This is a genomic window from Streptomyces griseoloalbus, from assembly GCA_014650015.1.
GTDB classification, from domain to species: domain Bacteria; phylum Actinomycetota; class Actinomycetes; order Streptomycetales; family Streptomycetaceae; genus Streptomyces; species Streptomyces griseoloalbus.
Map to the genome: position 1 here is coordinate 129,879 of BMUD01000002.1, position 15,216 is coordinate 145,094.

The 15,216-nt window shown below is 71.5% G+C and carries 12 protein-coding genes; 5 read left to right on the forward strand and 7 right to left on the reverse strand.

Annotation, left to right across the window (positions count from 1 at the left end):
- Nucleotides 1–70: 70 nt before the first annotated feature.
- The 7 genes from IE178_RS03505 to IE178_RS03535 are packed head-to-tail and all read right to left on the reverse strand — an operon-like array spanning nt 71 to nt 10,040.
- Nucleotides 71–3,676: a DUF4082 domain-containing protein gene (locus IE178_RS03505; protein WP_193511248.1), complete on the reverse strand. Its 3,606-nt coding sequence runs from the start codon at nt 3,674–3,676 to the stop codon at nt 71–73.
- Nucleotides 3,673–4,818 carry a DegT/DnrJ/EryC1/StrS family aminotransferase gene (locus tag IE178_RS03510; protein ID WP_193511249.1) on the reverse strand — a complete coding sequence of 382 codons (1,146 nt, stop codon included), beginning with the start codon at nt 4,816–4,818 and terminating at the stop codon, nt 3,673–3,675. The genes IE178_RS03505 and IE178_RS03510 overlap by 4 nt, the downstream gene beginning before the upstream one ends.
- A complete protein-coding gene (locus IE178_RS03515; protein ID WP_184762030.1) occupies nt 4,815–5,504 on the reverse strand; it encodes an acetyltransferase in 690 nt (229 codons plus the stop codon). The genes IE178_RS03510 and IE178_RS03515 overlap by 4 nt, the downstream gene beginning before the upstream one ends.
- Nucleotides 5,501–6,640, reverse strand: coding sequence for a DegT/DnrJ/EryC1/StrS family aminotransferase (locus IE178_RS03520; protein ID WP_318279826.1), 1,140 nt, complete (start codon nt 6,638–6,640; stop codon nt 5,501–5,503). Before IE178_RS03520 ends, IE178_RS03515 begins: the two co-directional genes overlap by 4 nt.
- Nucleotides 6,637–7,611 (reverse strand): NAD-dependent epimerase/dehydratase family protein, encoded by a 975-nt coding sequence (locus IE178_RS03525; RefSeq protein ID WP_193511250.1) that lies wholly within the window; start codon nt 7,609–7,611, stop codon nt 6,637–6,639. Before IE178_RS03525 ends, IE178_RS03520 begins: the two co-directional genes overlap by 4 nt.
- A gap of 30 nt (nt 7,612–7,641) precedes the next feature.
- Nucleotides 7,642–8,691: a Gfo/Idh/MocA family protein gene (locus IE178_RS03530; RefSeq protein WP_318279827.1), complete on the reverse strand. Its 1,050-nt coding sequence runs from the start codon at nt 8,689–8,691 to the stop codon at nt 7,642–7,644.
- Nucleotides 8,692–8,714: 23 nt separating this feature from the next.
- Nucleotides 8,715–10,040 (reverse strand): sugar transferase, encoded by a 1,326-nt coding sequence (locus tag IE178_RS03535; RefSeq protein WP_318279828.1) that lies wholly within the window; start codon nt 10,038–10,040, stop codon nt 8,715–8,717.
- A 461-nt stretch (nt 10,041–10,501) separates the two neighbouring features.
- Here IE178_RS03535 and IE178_RS03540 point away from each other — a divergent pair, with 461 nt between their 5' ends.
- The 5 genes from IE178_RS03540 to IE178_RS03560 all read left to right on the forward strand — a co-directional run bounded on the left by IE178_RS03540 (nt 10,502) and on the right by IE178_RS03560 (nt 15,192).
- Entirely contained in the window at nt 10,502–11,350 is an 849-nt protein-coding gene (locus IE178_RS03540; protein WP_193511253.1) for a glycosyltransferase family 2 protein, read from the forward strand.
- Nucleotides 11,351–11,361: 11 nt separating this feature from the next.
- A complete protein-coding gene (locus IE178_RS03545) occupies nt 11,362–12,690 on the forward strand; it encodes an MFS transporter (protein WP_193511254.1) in 1,329 nt (442 codons plus the stop codon).
- Entirely contained in the window at nt 12,687–13,709 is a 1,023-nt protein-coding gene (locus IE178_RS03550; RefSeq protein ID WP_193511255.1) for a TolB family protein, read from the forward strand. Before IE178_RS03545 ends, IE178_RS03550 begins: the two co-directional genes overlap by 4 nt.
- Before the next feature lie 140 nt (nt 13,710–13,849).
- The gene (locus IE178_RS36870; protein ID WP_438874344.1) at nt 13,850–14,089 is read left to right on the forward strand and encodes a hypothetical protein; all 240 of its coding nucleotides are present in this window, start codon (nt 13,850–13,852) and stop codon (nt 14,087–14,089) included.
- 215 nt (nt 14,090–14,304) lie between these two features.
- Nucleotides 14,305–15,192, forward strand: coding sequence for a septum formation family protein (locus IE178_RS03560; RefSeq protein WP_193511256.1), 888 nt, complete (start codon nt 14,305–14,307; stop codon nt 15,190–15,192).
- Nucleotides 15,193–15,216: the final 24 nt, after the last annotated feature.

Below are 15,216 nucleotides of genomic sequence, written 5' to 3' on the forward strand. Positions count from 1 at the left end.
GGGAAAGCCAATCCCCGGTGATGGTCGTCGCCTTGGCCGGCTCGGGCCACCACCGGTGCGTCGGGACCGTTCAGTTCTTCGGGTGGCGGACGGTCTTGGCGGTCAGGGTCCAGCTGCGTGACGTCACCGTGTGCCGGTGCCGGTCCTTCGCCGTGACCGTGACCTCGAACCGGGTGCCGTCCGGCAGGGGCGCGGTCAGATGGACGGCCGCCTTGCGGGTGGCCCGGTCGTAATGGGTGACGGCCTTGACACGGAGCTTCTTCGCGGTGGCCGCCTCGGATCCGGGAAGGACGGTCAGAGTCGCCTTGACGGACGACGGCCCGGCTCCGTCCGGAACCCTCGCCACGAGCGGGCTCGCCGCGTCGGCGGTGTACCTCACCGTGGAGGTGGTCGGCTCCGAGGAGGTGACCGTCGCCGGGGAGGCGCTCGGATCGTCGGCGGTGAGGACGGGTCCCACCCAGTAGTTCGCGGATCCGTAGGAGCTGGTGGGGAAGGCCGGGTCGGAGCCGTACTGGTAGAGCCCGTTGTGGTGGGCGGTGGTGTCGGCCGTGGCGGTCAGCGGGTAGGACTGGTGGGCCGCGGCGAAGTAGCCGCCGTTCACCGCGTACCGGCCGTGGGGGGCGTGGTACGAGGCGACGTACGCCGTGCCGGCGGTGATCTTCACCGGGGTGCCGAAGACCAGCGTCTGCCAACCGGCCTCGGTCTCGTTGACGAACGTGCCACTGGCGAGCAGCGTGCCGGCGCCGGACCACAGGCTGCCGGTGTGGGTGCCGGTGTTGCCGGTGCCCTTGTAGAAGGTGATGCCGGTGACCCAGCCGTCCGCCGAGGAGGTGAAGCGGGTGCCCAGTTCCACGGAGTTGGTGTCGGTGGTCATGTCCGTGACGGCCGGCTCGGCGGAGGGCCTCCACAGCGTGCAGGGGCAGGTGACCGGGGGTGGTGTGGAACTGGTGGTGAACGACCAGGTCACCGGTCGCGCCATGGTGTTGCCCCAGACGTCGGAGCCCCGCACGGAGGCGGTGTAGGTGGTGCGCAGCGACAGTTGGCTCGACGGGGTGAAGGTCACCTTGTCCGCCGCGGGCACGGTCACCGTGCCCGGCACGGTGTTGCCGCTGGGGTCCTTCACGGTGAACGTCAGGTCGTCGGAGTCGACGGACGCGCTGAACACGGCCGACACCGCGGATGTGATCGACGTGTCGGTCGCCCCGGAGGTCGGGGAGGTGGAGGTGACGGTGGGCGGGGTGGTGGTGGCCGTGGAGGTGTCCAGCACCACGTCGACCCAGTAGTTGCTGCCGATGGACTGGGTGGACGGGAAGGCGCTGGTCGACGTGTACCGGTAGACGCCGTTGCCGCCGTCGGTTCCGGACTTCAGGGCGGTCAGCGGTGTCAGGCCGGCGTCGGAGCCGGCGAAGTAGGCGGCGTCGTAGGAGTATCCGCCGTGGGGCGCGAAGTAGGAGGCCACGTACGTGGTGTTGGCCTTGACGGTGACCGGGGTGGCGAAGTTGAGCTGCTGCCAGCCGGAGGCCGTCTCGTTGCTGAAGGTACCGGTGGCCAGCCGGGTGCCGGAGGCGCTCCACAGGCTGCCGGTGTGGGTCCCGGTGTTGGCGGGCGACTTGTAGAAACGCACCGCGGTGATGGAACCGGCGACCGTGGTACGGAACTTGACGCCGAGCTCGACCGAGCTGCCGTCGCCCGCGTTGACGGTGCCGGGCACGGCCGAGGCCGGCCAGACGGTGCAGGGGCAGGCCTGGGGGCCGACGGTCACCGGGATGGTGGTGACGGTGCCGATGTTGACGCTGTCGTCGACCGCGCGGACCTTGACGGAGGCGGAGCCCGGGGTGGTCGGGGTCCAGCTGTAGGTCCAGGAGGTCAGGCCGGTGGCGGCCCTCCAGGTCGCTCCGCCGTCGGTGGAGACCTCCACACGGGCCACCACACCGCCGCCGCGGTCGGTGGCGGTGCCCTTGATGGTGACCGGCTTCAGTGCCGGGACGGTCGTCCCGGAGGCGGGGGCGGTCACCGTGACGGCCGGACCGGTCGTGTCGGTGGAGGCCGTGGCGGCGACGAGGTCGCTCTGCGGGGTCAGCGGCTGGACGCCCATGTCGGCGAGGATGTTCACGGTCGCCTGCTGCATCCGGGCGTCCTCGGTGACCACGGTGTCCTCGGGGTCGTACGTCGGGATGTTGGTCAGACCCCATGCCCACTGCACGGTCCCCGCCCCGAACACCAGGGCACCGGAGTCCTGGTCGCGGAACTCGACGAGACTGTGCGTGGCCGTGCCGTTGCCGTAGACGTTGCCCCAGTCCATGCGCAGCTTGCCGTCGTTGATGTCCACGGTGGTGGACGACACGTCGATCGCCCCGGCGGGCCGGGTGCTGTTCTCGATGTCGCTGTCCCACTCGTAGCCGAGGGTGCCGGTCGGGAAGGTGGCGGTCCGGCCCGCGGTCAGGTCGGCGATCGAGGTGTCCCGCCAGATCCGGTTCCTGCCGTACGAACCGGGCACCGTGATGGCGTCGCTGCGGTAGCCGTTCACCGTGAACATGGAGCCGGTGAGGATGTTCGGCGGCTGGTAGTCCTGTCCGTACCGGGTGCTGGCCGGGTCCATCCAGGTGCCGGTCCAGGTGCCGCTGGGGTCGGCGACGCCGTTGTTCTGGGCCATCTTGGTCATCTTGTAGCAGACCAGGGTGCGGCCGTCGGTGTTCGTGCCGTCGATGCTCGGGGCCAGCCGGGTCTTCCAGAAGACCTCGTTGCCGCTGAAGTAGGCCTGCCGGACGCCGGCCTTCCGGGCCTCGAGGACGTGGGAGTACTGGCTCTGCGTCCAGTACTCGTCATGGCCGGAGGACATGTACACCTGGTGCTTCTTCAGCAGGGTGTCACCCTTGGCGGACACATCCACGCCGGACAGGTAGCTGACGTCGTATCCGTTGCGTTCCAGCCAGGACAGCATCATGAACTCGGAGCCGTAGATGCCGTTGTCGCCGCCGATGTCCAGCGGCCGGTTGTAGCTGACCTCGTAGGCCCGGCCGTCCGGTGCGGGTCCGGCGCCGCCGTAGAGGTCCTGGCCGCCGTAGTCGTTGTACGCCTGCCAGGTCTGGTCACTGGTCTGCACGACGATGTCGGAGGTGCTGTCGTCGTCGCGCACGACGAACGGGTACGGCATCATGCCGTCGCCGTCGGTCTGAGCGAGGTTCGCGATGTACAGGCCGGAGACGGCGTCGCCGGGCACGGTCCAGGTCACGGTCACCGGCCAGTTACCGCAGTCGACCAGGCCGGTGCTGCTCCTGGTCTCGCAGCCGGCCGGGCTCGTCGTGTAGTTGGCCGGGTACGTCACCGCCGCCTGGGCGGCGGTCGACATCAGGCGCGCGCCGTCGCCCCCGTACCAGCCCAGGCGGTAGACCTCCACGCGGTACGGGGCCGGCGACTGGATCTTGAACCGGACGGTGTCACCGGCCTGCACGCTCTCCTTGGTGGAGAAGCCCTTGATGTCGCCGTAGGCGTTCGGGGCGAACCACTCGGACGTCGGACTGCCCGTCTTGGAGTTCTCGCAGACGATCGGGTTGGCGCCGGGGCCGCACGGGTCGGATGCCGCCTGCGCGGCCCCGGACTGCGGGAGCACCGCCCAGATCAACGCGGCCGCGACGGCGAGGCGGGCGCCCCGGATCCGTCTCCTCCATCTGTTCATGTGTACCTCTCAGCGGTGCCGCGTCGGCCGCCGAGCGCGTGGGCGAGTACGTCCACGACACGCTGCTGCTGGTCCGGGGTGATCTGCGGGTAGAGCGGGAGGGACAGCATCCGGCCTGCCGCCTTCTCGGCGTGCGGGAAGTCACCCCGGGCGTGGCCGAGGTGGCGGTACGCCGGCGTGAGGTGCACCGGATCGGGGTAGTGCACCCCGGCGCCGATGCCTTCGGCGTTGAGCTTGCCGACGACGGCGTCGCGGTCCGCGCCGGTGATCTGGACGACGTACAGGTGCCATACGTGTGCGTTGCCCGGTGCCGTCGCCGGCAGGACGACCCGGCCTGCCGCCTCCAGGCCGGAGAGCAGCGCGTCGTAGCGGGCGGCGGCCGCGCGGCGGGCCGTGTTGGCGTCCGCCAGCCGGGTCAGTTTCGCCCGCAGGACGACGGCCTGGAGAGCGTCCAGCCGGCTGTTGAACCCGGGTACGTCGTGGCGGTACTTGGCGACACCGCCGTGGTTGGCGATGGCGCGCACCCGGCCGGCCAGTTCCTCGTCGTCGGTCAGTACGGCGCCCGCGTCGCCGTAGGCGCCGAGGTTCTTTCCCGGGTAGAAGCTGGTCGCCGCGACACCGCCGCCGCCGGGCGTGCGGCCGTCGCGGGTCGCGCCCTGGCACTGTGCCGCGTCCTCGACGACGTGGACGTGCGCGGGCAGCCGGTCGGCCAGTGCGGTGGCGTCGGCCATCTGCCCGTACAGGTGGACGGGGACGACCGCGCGGGTGGCCGGGCCGACCGCCGCGAGGGCCGCCTCGGGGTCGAGGAGGTGGCTGTCGGGCAGGCAGTCCGCCAGAACCGGGCGGGCTCCGATCCTGGCCACCGCGCCGGCCGTGGCGATGAAGGTGTTGGCGGGCACCACGACCTCGTCGCCCGGACCCACCCCGACGGCGCGCAGGGCGAGTTCGACGGCGTCGGTGCCGTTGGCGACGCCCACGCAGTGCGCGACGTCGCCGAAGTCCGCGTACTCGCGCTCGAAGAGGCGGACCTCCTCGCCGCCGACGAACGCGGTGTGGGCCAGGATCCGTTCGAATCCGGCCCGTACCTCGTCGGCGACCTCCTCGTGGGCCGCCCCGAGGTCCACCAGCGGTATCCGGGTCATCTGACAGGTCCCCCCGTTGTTCGCGTGTCCAGTTCGGCGAGCGCGGTCGCGTCCGCCGTGCGCAGCCGACGGGCCGGGCTCCCCACCCAGACCTCGCCCGGCGGCACATCGCCGAGCACGCTGCTCCCCATGCCGATCAGCGACCAGGCGCCGACCGTCGTGCCTTCCCTGATCAGGGCCCCGGACCCCGCATAGGCGCCCCGCTCCAGCCGTGCGCTCCCGCCGAGGCGGACACCCGAGGCGAGCGTGGCGAAGTCCTCGACCACGTCGTCATGGGTGAGCACGACCTGCGGCATCACCGCGACGTGCGCGCCCACCCGTACCGCCGCGGTCAGCACGCAGTGCGCGAGCAGGACCGTGCCGGGCCCGACCGTCGAGGTGGCGGACACCACGGCCGTCGGATGGACGACGGTGGCGTAGCGCTCCTCGGGCAGGCCGAGCCGGCGGACCAGGCGGGCGCGGGCCGCGTAGTCACGGGGGTTGCCCGCACAGATCACCACACGGGCCCCGGGCAGGGCGTGGACGAGGTCGCAGTCGCCGAGCACCGGCACGCCGTCCACCTCGGTTCCGTGCAGGGCCGGGTTGTCGTCGAGGTGCCCGAGCAGCGTGAACTCGCCCGTGTCGTGCGCCGCCCGGGCGGTCTCCCGGGCGAATCCGCCCGCGCCGACGATGACGAGCCCGGTCATCCAGGGGCCTGTTCGCGCAGCGCCGCCACGACCCGGTCCTGCTGGGCCTCGGTCATGGTGTGGAACAGCGGCAGGATCAGCGAGTCGCGGCTGATCCGTTCGGTGACCGGAAGCGGCGCGCCCGGGTGGTCCGCGTAGGCGGGTTCGAGGTGCGCGGCCATGATGCCGCGCCGGGCGGAGACGCCGGCGTCGGCGAGCGCGCCGAGCAGGCCGTCCCGGCCGCCGGGGAAGTCCTCGTCCAGCAGCAACCAGTAGGACTGGAAGTTGCTTCGCCCGTGCCCGGGGTCGCGCACCGGGGTGAGACCGGGCACGTCGTGCAGCAACTCCTCGTAGCGGGCGGCCAGTTCGCGGCGGCGGGCGATCATCGCGTCGAGTCTGCCGAGCTGGACGAGGCCGACCGCGGCCTGGATGTCGGTCATCCGGTAGTTGAACCCGACCTCCAGATAGCTCTCCAGGACGGGCCGGCTGCTCGCGTGGCGCTGGGCCGCCGACGTGTTCATCCCGTGCTCGCGCAGCCGGCGCAGCCGGGCCGCCCATTCGGCGTCGTCGGTGGTGACCATGCCGCCCTCGCCGGTGGTGACGAGCTTGCGGGGGTGGAAGGACCAGGCGGCGAGCAGCGCGCCGTGGCCGACGGGTTCACCGCCGACCGCGGAGCCGATCGCGCAGGCCGCGTCCTCCACCAGGGGCAGCTCCCAGTCGGCGCAGGCGGCGCGCAGGGAGTGCACGTCGGCCGGTACGCCGCCCTGGTGGACGGCGAGGACGGCCTTGGTGCGGGGGGTGCGGACCGCGTCCACGGTCGTCGTGGTCAGGTTGCCGGTGGCGAGGTCGACGTCGGCGAACACGGGCTCCGCGCCGGCGTACCGTACGGCGTTGGCGGTGGCGATGAACGACAGCGAGGGCACCACCACCTCGTCGCCGGGCCCGATGCCGAGCACGACGAGCGACAGGTGCAGGGCGGTGGTGCAGGAGCTGACCGCGACGGCGTGCTCGGCGCCCACCCGCTCGGCGAAGGCCCGCTCGAAGGCCGCGACCCTGGGTCCTTGGGCGACCCATCCGGACAGCACGGCGTCGGAGGCGGCCCGCGCCTCCTCCTCACCGAGCCACGGGATCATCACCGGGATGCGATCGGTGCTCACTTGACCGCCTCACGCTCCGCGCGCCACCACTGGACCAGGTCGCGCAATCCGGTGCGCAGGTCGATCCGTGCCGTGAACCCGAGTCGTTCGGTGGCCCGCGAGGTGTCCGCGAGCCGCCGTGTCACGCCGTTCACCGCGCGGGCCGGCCCGTGCTCCGGCTTCAGGCCCTGGACGCCCATCGCCTCCAGCAGGCCCTCGGCCAGCTCCTTCAGGGAGGTCTCCGTACCACTGGCGATGTTGAACACCTCGTCGGTGAGCTCCGACTCGGCGGCCAGGACGTTGGCCCTGGCGATGTCGCGGACGTCGACGAAGTCCATGGTCTGGGTGCCGTCGCCGAGGATCAGCGGCGGCTCGCCCGCCTCGATGCGTTCCATCCAGCGGATGAGCACCTCGGTGTAGAGGCCGTGGATGTCCATCCGGGGGCCGTAGACGTTGAAGTAGCGCAGCGCCACGTAGTCCAGGTCGTACATGGCGTGGAAGCTGCGCAGCATGCCTTCGTTGAAGGCCTTGGCCGCGCCGTAGAAGGTGTCGTTGTTGTAGGGGTGGTGGCGCTCGGTGGTGGGGAAGGTCTCGGCCATGCCGTAGACGGATGCCGAGGAGGAGGCGACGACCTTGGCCACGCCGGCCCCGGCCGCCGCCTCCAGGACGTTGAAGGTGCCGTCGACCAGGACCTCGTTGGCGAGCCGGGGTTCCTCCGCGCACTGGGTGATGCGGATCGCGGCGAGGTGGAACACCAGATCGGCGCCCTCGGTGACCTTCCGTACGGTGGCCGCCTCCCGGACGTCGCCCTCGACGATCTCCACGACGCCGCTGGGCAGGGGCCGGGCGAGGTTGGCCCGCCGGCCGCGCACGAAGTTGTCCAGCACCACGATCTCGCGGGCGCCGCCTTCTGCCAGAAGGTCGACGAGGTGGGAGCCGATGGTGCCCGCTCCCCCCGTGACCAGGATCTTCTTGTCTCGTACGCTGCTCAACTGCTGTGCCCTCCCAGTGTGGTGGAACCGTCAGCGCCCGGCGCGCAGGCCGACGACCGCGCCTTTGAACTCCAGGCTCCGGGACGCCGCCTCGAGGATGTCCAGCACCCGCAGGCCCGCCCGGCCGTCGGTCAGCGGCGCCCGGCGTTCCCGGATGGCGTCGGCGAACTCCTCGACCATGCTGCGCAGCGCCTCCTTCTCGCCGATGGCGGGCGCGACCATGTCCCCGGAGCGGTACGAGACGAGCATGTCGCGGCGCTCGTCCACGCCGATCTCCTGGGGCGAGGCGAGGTCCACGCCGCGGTCGTAGATCGCCACCCGCTGAAGGGGGTTGAGGTCGTCCCAGACCAGGGTGCGTTTCGCGCCGCCCACCATGGTGGTGCGGACCTTCGTCGGCGAGAGCCAGTTGACGTGCACGTGGGCGATGGCCCCCGTGTTGAGTCGGAGCGTCAGATAGGTGACACAGGCCTGTCCGGTGCCGATCGGGTCCGCGCCGTGAGCGGCGACGGCGACCGGCTCGACGTTGTCGGGGAGGATGAAGTCGAGGATCGACAGGTCGTGCGGGGCGAGGTCCCACAGGACGTCGATGTCCTTCTGGACGAGGCCGAGGTTGATACGGACCGAGTCGACGAAGTGGATGTCGCCGAGTTCGCCGGAGCGGACCGCCTCCCGGATGCGGCCCACGGCGGGTGTGTAGCAGTAGGTGTGGTCGCACATCAGGGTCAGGCCGCGCTCCTGCGCCTCGGTCACCAGGCGTGAGCCGTCGGCGTAGGTCGCCGCGAGCGGCTTCTCCACGAGGACGTGCTTGCCGGCGCGCAGGGCGGCCAGGGCGATGTCGAGGTGGGTCCCGGCGGGGGTGGCCACGGCGACGGCGGCCACCTCCGGGTCCGCGAGGACGGCCGCGTAGTCCGCGGTGGCCTGGACGGTCGAGTAGCCGCCGAGGACCCGCCGGGCCCGCTCCACGTCGAGGTCGCACAGCCAGCGCAGCCTGAACTCCTCGCCGGCCTGGAAGTTGCGCACGAGGTTGGGGCCCCAGTAGCCGGCGCCGACCACGGCGACCCCCAACGGCTGCTGCGTCACGGTTCTCCTTTTTCCCCGGTCCATCAGTAGGCCCCCGTTCCTCGCACCACCGCGGTCCCGGTGCGCAGCAGGATCGACAGGTCGAGGCTCATCGACCAGTTGTCCACGTATCCGAGATCGAGCCGGACGGCCTCGTCCCAGGGCAGGTCGGAGCGGCCGCTGACCTGCCACAGTCCGGTGAGGCCCGGTTTCACGAGCAGCCGGCGCTTGAGGTCCGGCGAGTAGTCCTCGACCTCCTCGGGCAGCGGCGGGCGGGGGCCGACGAGCGACATGTGGCCCCGGACGACATTGAGCAGCTGCGGGAGTTCATCGAGGGAGCTGTGGCGCAGGAACGATCCGACGCGAGTGATGCGGGGATCTTCCTTCACCTTGAACAGCAGGCCGTCGCTGTTCTGGTTGAGATGGGCGAGCTCCGCCCGCAGGGCTTCCGAATCCAGGCGCATCGTACGGAACTTGAGCATGGTGAAGTGGTCGCCGTAGCGGCCCACGCGCTGTTGGCGGAAGAACGCCGGCCCGGAGCTGTCCAGCCGGACGACGAGGGCGATGAGCAGCATGGGAAGCGCCAGCAGCAGCAGGAGCACGGCGGCGAGGGAACGATCCAGCAGTTCCTTGGGCAGCCGGGCGGACCGCGAGAGGTTGGGTGCCCGGATCCGCACCAGCGGCACTCCGTTGGTGGGGCGGACCGCCAGCCGTGCCGCGGAGACGTCGCAGAGCATGGGGACCAGCAGGAAGTCGACGCCCTGCGCGGCCACCGCCCAGGACATCCGGCGCAGGGCGAGGGCGTCCAGCTCGGGCGCGGGGAGCACCACCACGGTGGAGATGCCCATGGCCCGGACCACGTCGTTCATGTCGTCGACGCCGCCGAGCACGGGCAGCCCCGTTTCGCGTAACTCCGTGGCGTTCTCCGGATCGCTCAGGCACACTCCGGCGACCTGCATCTCCTCGACTCTCCCGCGCCGCAGCACGGCGACCAGGTCCAAGATGTCGCGCGCCGGGCCGACCAGGAGCGCCGAGCTGCGGTCCCGGCCCCGGCCCCATCGCCGGTGCAGTCGGTGGCGCAGCGTGTACCGGACCGGCAAGCCGATCGCGGCCACCGGTAACGCAGCCATGGCCATGTCATGGAAAAGGGCCGCATCACGGGTGAACAGCCAGTACCCGGCCGCGGCCAGAGCAGGCAGCGCCACGGCACCGCGTAACACCCGTCGGTACTCCTCGGTCCCCAGACCCAGCGCGCTGCGGTCGTAGGAACGATGCGCGAGCATGATCGCGATCCACGTCGGAGGCAGCACCAGGGCCACCGCCCACCGGCCGTACGCCCCGTGGATCAATAAGGCCGCGACAACGGCCACGAGGCCGTCCGCGACCAGCAGGACTGTCCGGTACCCTCGGTCCCAGGGTCTTCGGCGAGTTGTTGGACGCCGGTGTTCCACATCCGCCGGCTCGTGCGTGACCTCAATGGTCATGGCCCCCCACCACACGCGCAGCTACCCCCGACCGCGAGAATGCGGGACGCACGGTCACACAACCGCAGCCAGGGCTGGATCGGCGCCGACGTGTCTCCTCCACACAACGGCACCGACATACGAGAAAGCCGTCAGCGGTTCCCCAACCGCCTTATAGCGCTTGCATGTTGGTTACTACGTGCTGTCCGAACCGGCTTGCAGGGTCGCGCCTCGACATGACGTCAGCGGCACGTTCCCCTCCCTCACCACCGGCCCGGCGAACGTCAATCTAGACCATTGAACTCAGTCCCGGGAACAGTTGGACGAAACACACCTCACAAGGGTGACACCGACGGCATACTGCCCAGGTGACGAGCATCGTGATCCCGGCGCACAACGAGGCGCGTGTGATCGGCCGGCTCCTCGATTCCCTGCTGGCCGACTCCGCCGAGGACGAGACCGACATCGTGGTCGTGTGCAATGGCTGCACCGACGACACCGCGCGGACCGCCGCCGAACGCGGCCCACGCATCAGGGTCGTCGAGATACCCGTCCCCTCCAAACACGCCGCCCTGCGAGCGGGCGACGACCACGCCCTCGGCTTCCCCCGGCTCTACGTGGACGCCGACGTCGTGGTCACGGGCGCCGGCGTGCGGGCCCTGACCGAACCCCTGACCGACGACACCTCCGGCATCCTCGCCACCGCTCCCGAACGGCGGATCCCGCTGGCCGCCTGCGCCTGGCGGGTGCGGGCGTACTACCAGGTGTGGCAACGTCTGCCAGCCGTCCGTGAGGGGCTGTTCGGCCGGGGCGTCATCGCGGTCTCCCAGGCCGGACACGCCCGCGTCGCCGCACTGCCGCCGCTGATGGCGGACGACCTGGCCGCGTCCCTGGCGTTCACCCCGCAGGAGCGGCTCGTGATCGGCGCGGCCGAGGTCGTGATCCAACCGCCGCGCACCTGGCGGGACTTGATCAAGCGACGCGTCCGGGCCGCGGTGTCCACCGCCCAGGTCGAACAGCGGCAGGGTCCGCAAGGCGCCTCGGCGCGCACCAGCGTCGCCGATCTCCGGGCCGTGCTCCGCGAGGAACCGAAGCTCCTCACCAGCATGGCCGTCTTCGTCGCGGCGGCGATCGTCGCCCGCCGCAGGGCCGGGAAGGCCATCCGGGCGCGGGACTTCGGCACCTGGCTCCGGGACGACAGCAGCCGGCAGAACTGAGCGCACCGCACATGTACCTCACCGACCGCTCCGCGGCGCCGGCGGCGGACACCGGGCCGGGTCGAAGACGCGGCCCGCGGCCCGGGGTCACGCCGGTCGTGCTCGCCCTCGGCACGGTCAGCCTGATCACCGACATCTCCTCGGAGATGGTCACCGCCGTCCTCCCGCTCTACCTCGTCACCACGCTCGGCTTCAGCCCGCTGGCGTTCGGCACCCTCGACGGCGTCTACAACGGCGTCAGCGCACTGGTCCAGCTCACCGGCGGCCATCTCGCCGACCGGATGCGCGACCACAAGCTGCTCGCGGGACTCGGCTACGGCCTGTCCGCGCTGTGCAAGCCGCTGCTGCTGTTCGCCGGCGGCATCGGCACGCTCGGCGCGGTCCTGGCGCTGGACCGGACCGGCAAGGGCCTGCGCACCGCCCCACGCGACGCGATGATCTCCCTGTCCACGCCGACCGCGCACCAGGGCCGGGCCTTCGGTGTGCACCGGGCGATGGACACCACCGGCGCGATGCTCGGCCCGCTGGCCGCGTTCCTCGTCCTCGGCGCGGCCTCCGACGGCTACGACGCCGTGTTCGGCGTGAGCGCGTGCGTCGCAGCGCTCGGCGTGATCGTGCTGGTGCTGTTCGTGCCCGGCCGGCGACGGGACCCGTCCACGGACACGACGGGCGGGCCGAGCGGGGCGGGCGCGAGCGAGGCCAGGCCTCCCGTCCGCGTACGCGAGGCGCTGGTGCTGCTGCGCCTGCCGCGGCTGCGGGCCCTCACCTGCTGTGCCGCGCTGCTCGGTCTGACCACCGTCAGCGACGCGTTCGTCTATCTGCTCCTGCAACGCCGGGCGGGCGTCGGCGAGGAGTGGTTCGCCCTGCTGCCGCTGGGCACCGCCGCGATGTTCCTGCTGCTGGCCGTGCCCGCGGGCGCGCTGGCCGACCGGATCGGCCGGAACATCGTGTTCCTCGCCGGGCACCTGGGTCTGCTCACCGCCTACGCCCTTGTGCTGTGGGCCCCGGCCACCCCGCTGCTCGTCCCGCTCGTTCTCGCCCTGCACGGCACGTTCTACGCGGCCACCGACGGGGTGCTCCCGGCCGCGCTGGCCGGCATCGTGCCCGAGCACGTGCGCGCCAGCGGCCTCGCCCTCGTCGGCACCAGCCAGGCTCTGGCCCGGTTCTGCTGCTCGCTGGGCTTCGGTGCCGCCTGGACGATGTGGGGGGACGGTCCTGCGCTGGCCGGTGCGGCGATCGGCCTGCTGTGCTGTGCGACCGTCGCCGGCCTGGTGCTGCGGCCCGCCCGCAGGATCCGACGGCCACGATCGCGTCCCGACGAGCGGCAAGGACCCCTATGACATCGCTACGCCGCCGCCTGCTCGTACTCGTCGCGGCGGTCCTGGCGCTCGCGGGCGTGGCGACCGGCATGGTGCTGCACGCCGCCGACCGCGCGGAGCGCGCGGACCGGCCCCGGCCGGGCGACCCCGCCGTGGTGGCGGGCAAGGTGACACTCCGGCACGCGGACCGACTGGTGTTCGTCAACGGGGCCGCCGGCCCGTATCGCAAGGCGGTCGCCTCGGTGCCGTCCGCGGCCCCCGGAGACGGCCGGGTCGCCTCGGACCTCGAGTGCGTGCGCTTCCACGCGGCGGCCGGCACCGGCGTCTGCCTCCAGTCCGACCCCGGTGTGCTCAAGCAGAGCAACCGCGCCCTGCTGCTCGACTCCGACCTCCGCACCCAGCGCACCTTCGCGCTCGCGGGGACGCCCAGCCGGGCCCGGGTCTCGCCCAGCGGCCGCTTCGCCGCCTGGACCGTCTTCGTCTCCGGCGAGTCCTACGCGTCCGCCTTCTTCTCCACCCGGACCTCGATCCTGGACACCCGCACCATGCGGCTGATTCCCAGCCTGGAGACGTTCTCCATCGTGCTGGACGGCAAGCCCTACCGCGCCGCGGACGTCAACTTCTGGGGCGTCACCTTCGCGACCGACGACGACACCTTCTACGCCACCCTGAACACCGCCGACACGACCTATCTGGTGCGCGGGTCGGTCTCCGGGCGCTCGGTCACCACCCTGACCGAGAACGTGGAGTGCCCCTCGCTCTCCCCCGACGGAACCCGGGTCGTCTACAAGAAGCGGGTGCTGTCCCGGACCAACCTGTGGCGCGAGCACGTCCTCGATCTGCGCAGCCTGCGCGAGACGCCCCTCGCCGAGCGTCGCAGCGTCGACGACCAGGCCACCTGGCTGGACGACGACACCGTCGTCTACGCCCTGCCCACCAACGGCGAGGTCGGCAGCAGCGACCTGTGGAGCGTGCCCGCGGACGGTACGGGGAGCCCACGGCGGCTGATCACCGGAGCCTCGTCCCCCGCACCGCTGTAGAGCGCGGCACCGGCCCGGGACCGGAATGCCCCGGGCCGGGACGCATGGCTCCACGCCCTGAACCAGGGTGTCAGCGACCCCGTCGAGTCCGGGTCGACGAAACGGCTCAGGTCATCCCGCAGCGGATCGGCCACCCCGCCGTGCCAGCGGGGCTCGCCGACGACACTGCGGACATCCTCGGTTCGAGCCCGGCCGCGCTCCGCGTCAGTCCGGACGTCCAGCGGGTCCTCGGCCGCGCCCCGCGCCCCTTCGCCGACTGGGCCGCCCGCAAGGTCGCCGCGTTCCGCCGAGACTGGTCAGCGCCGCCGGCCACTGCTTTCGTGTTCGGCGATCCACTGCTGACGGTCGAGGAATCCGACCCGACGCCGACGCCGACATGACCCCCTGTCGGGCCGGGAACGACGCTGCAGCCGCGATGAAGAATGTCGCGGGGCCCTCTCGAATCCCACCCGCGAGCAGCCCGGATACAACCCTCGCGGCCTGTCGCGAGTCAATGATGCCGCGATGAGGTGAGGGCCTTGGCGCAACCGGACCACGGGAATGGCATACGATGCGCACGACCCTCATAAAGATCACGTAAGAGGATGTACACGTCATGGCATTCCATGCCTCGCATCGTTCCCTTCGCGGCATATCCGCCGTTGCCGCCCTGCTCGCGATCGGCGCGGTGGGATGCTCGGACGTCTCCGACGCCGTCGACAGCGCCAAGGACGGCGCGAAGAAGGTGGCTCGCCAGCAATCCGTGTTCTCGCTGGACATCGGCGACTGCTACAACCCGAACGGCAAGGCCGAGGGGACCGCGTACGCCGTCGAGGTCGTGCCCTGCGACGAGGCGCACGAGGGCCAGGTCGTGGGCGAGTTCGCGATCGGCGAGGGCAACGAGTACCCCGGCGACGACGGGGTCTCGACGATCGCGGACAACCGCTGCCCGGTCGAGGCGCAGAAGTACGCCCCGGACACCTGGGCGCTCCCCAAGGGCGTCGCCCTCTTCTACTACACCCCGACCAAGGAGAGCTGGGCGACGGGTGACCGCGCGGTGAGCTGCACCTACACCGTGGAGAAGGGCACGTTCAGCGGCTCGCTGGACACCGCGAAGTCCCTCGAGCCCGAGCAGACCACGTACCTCAAGGGTTCGAACGCGGTCTACGAGGCACTGTGGGCGAACCAGCCCGAGAAGGACACCGTCGAGGACGACCTGGCCGGCTACAAGGCGCAGGCCAAGGCCGTCGCGGCCGCCCTCGACGCACACGTCGAGGCTCTGGACGGCATCGAGGGCACCGAGGTCGGCAAGCTCCGCGCGACGCTGACGAAGGCGGCCGGGAACTGGAAGAAGGCCGCGAACGCCGCCGACGCCGACGCGTTCTACATCGCCTACGACCCGGCGTTCACCGACATCGACCCGAACAAGTCGGTCGCCGCCCGCAAGGAACTGGGCCTGGCCACCACCGTCCCGGCCGACGAGGCCGAGGTGTGGGCGGGCTGACGTCCCGTCGGATTCACGGGGCCG

Coding starts and splice junctions, on each gene's coding strand:
- IE178_RS03505 (WP_193511248.1), bottom strand. CDS start 3,676: ATGAACAGATGGAGGAGACGGATCCGGGGCGCCCGCCTCGCCGTCGCG.
- IE178_RS03510 (WP_193511249.1), bottom strand. CDS start 4,818: ATGACCCGGATACCGCTGGTGGACCTCGGGGCGGCCCACGAGGAGGTC.
- IE178_RS03515 (WP_184762030.1), bottom strand. CDS start 5,504: ATGACCGGGCTCGTCATCGTCGGCGCGGGCGGATTCGCCCGGGAGACC.
- IE178_RS03545 (WP_193511254.1), top strand. CDS start 11,362: ATGTACCTCACCGACCGCTCCGCGGCGCCGGCGGCGGACACCGGGCCG.
- IE178_RS03550 (WP_193511255.1), top strand. CDS start 12,687: ATGACATCGCTACGCCGCCGCCTGCTCGTACTCGTCGCGGCGGTCCTG.
- IE178_RS03560 (WP_193511256.1), top strand. CDS start 14,305: ATGGCATTCCATGCCTCGCATCGTTCCCTTCGCGGCATATCCGCCGTT.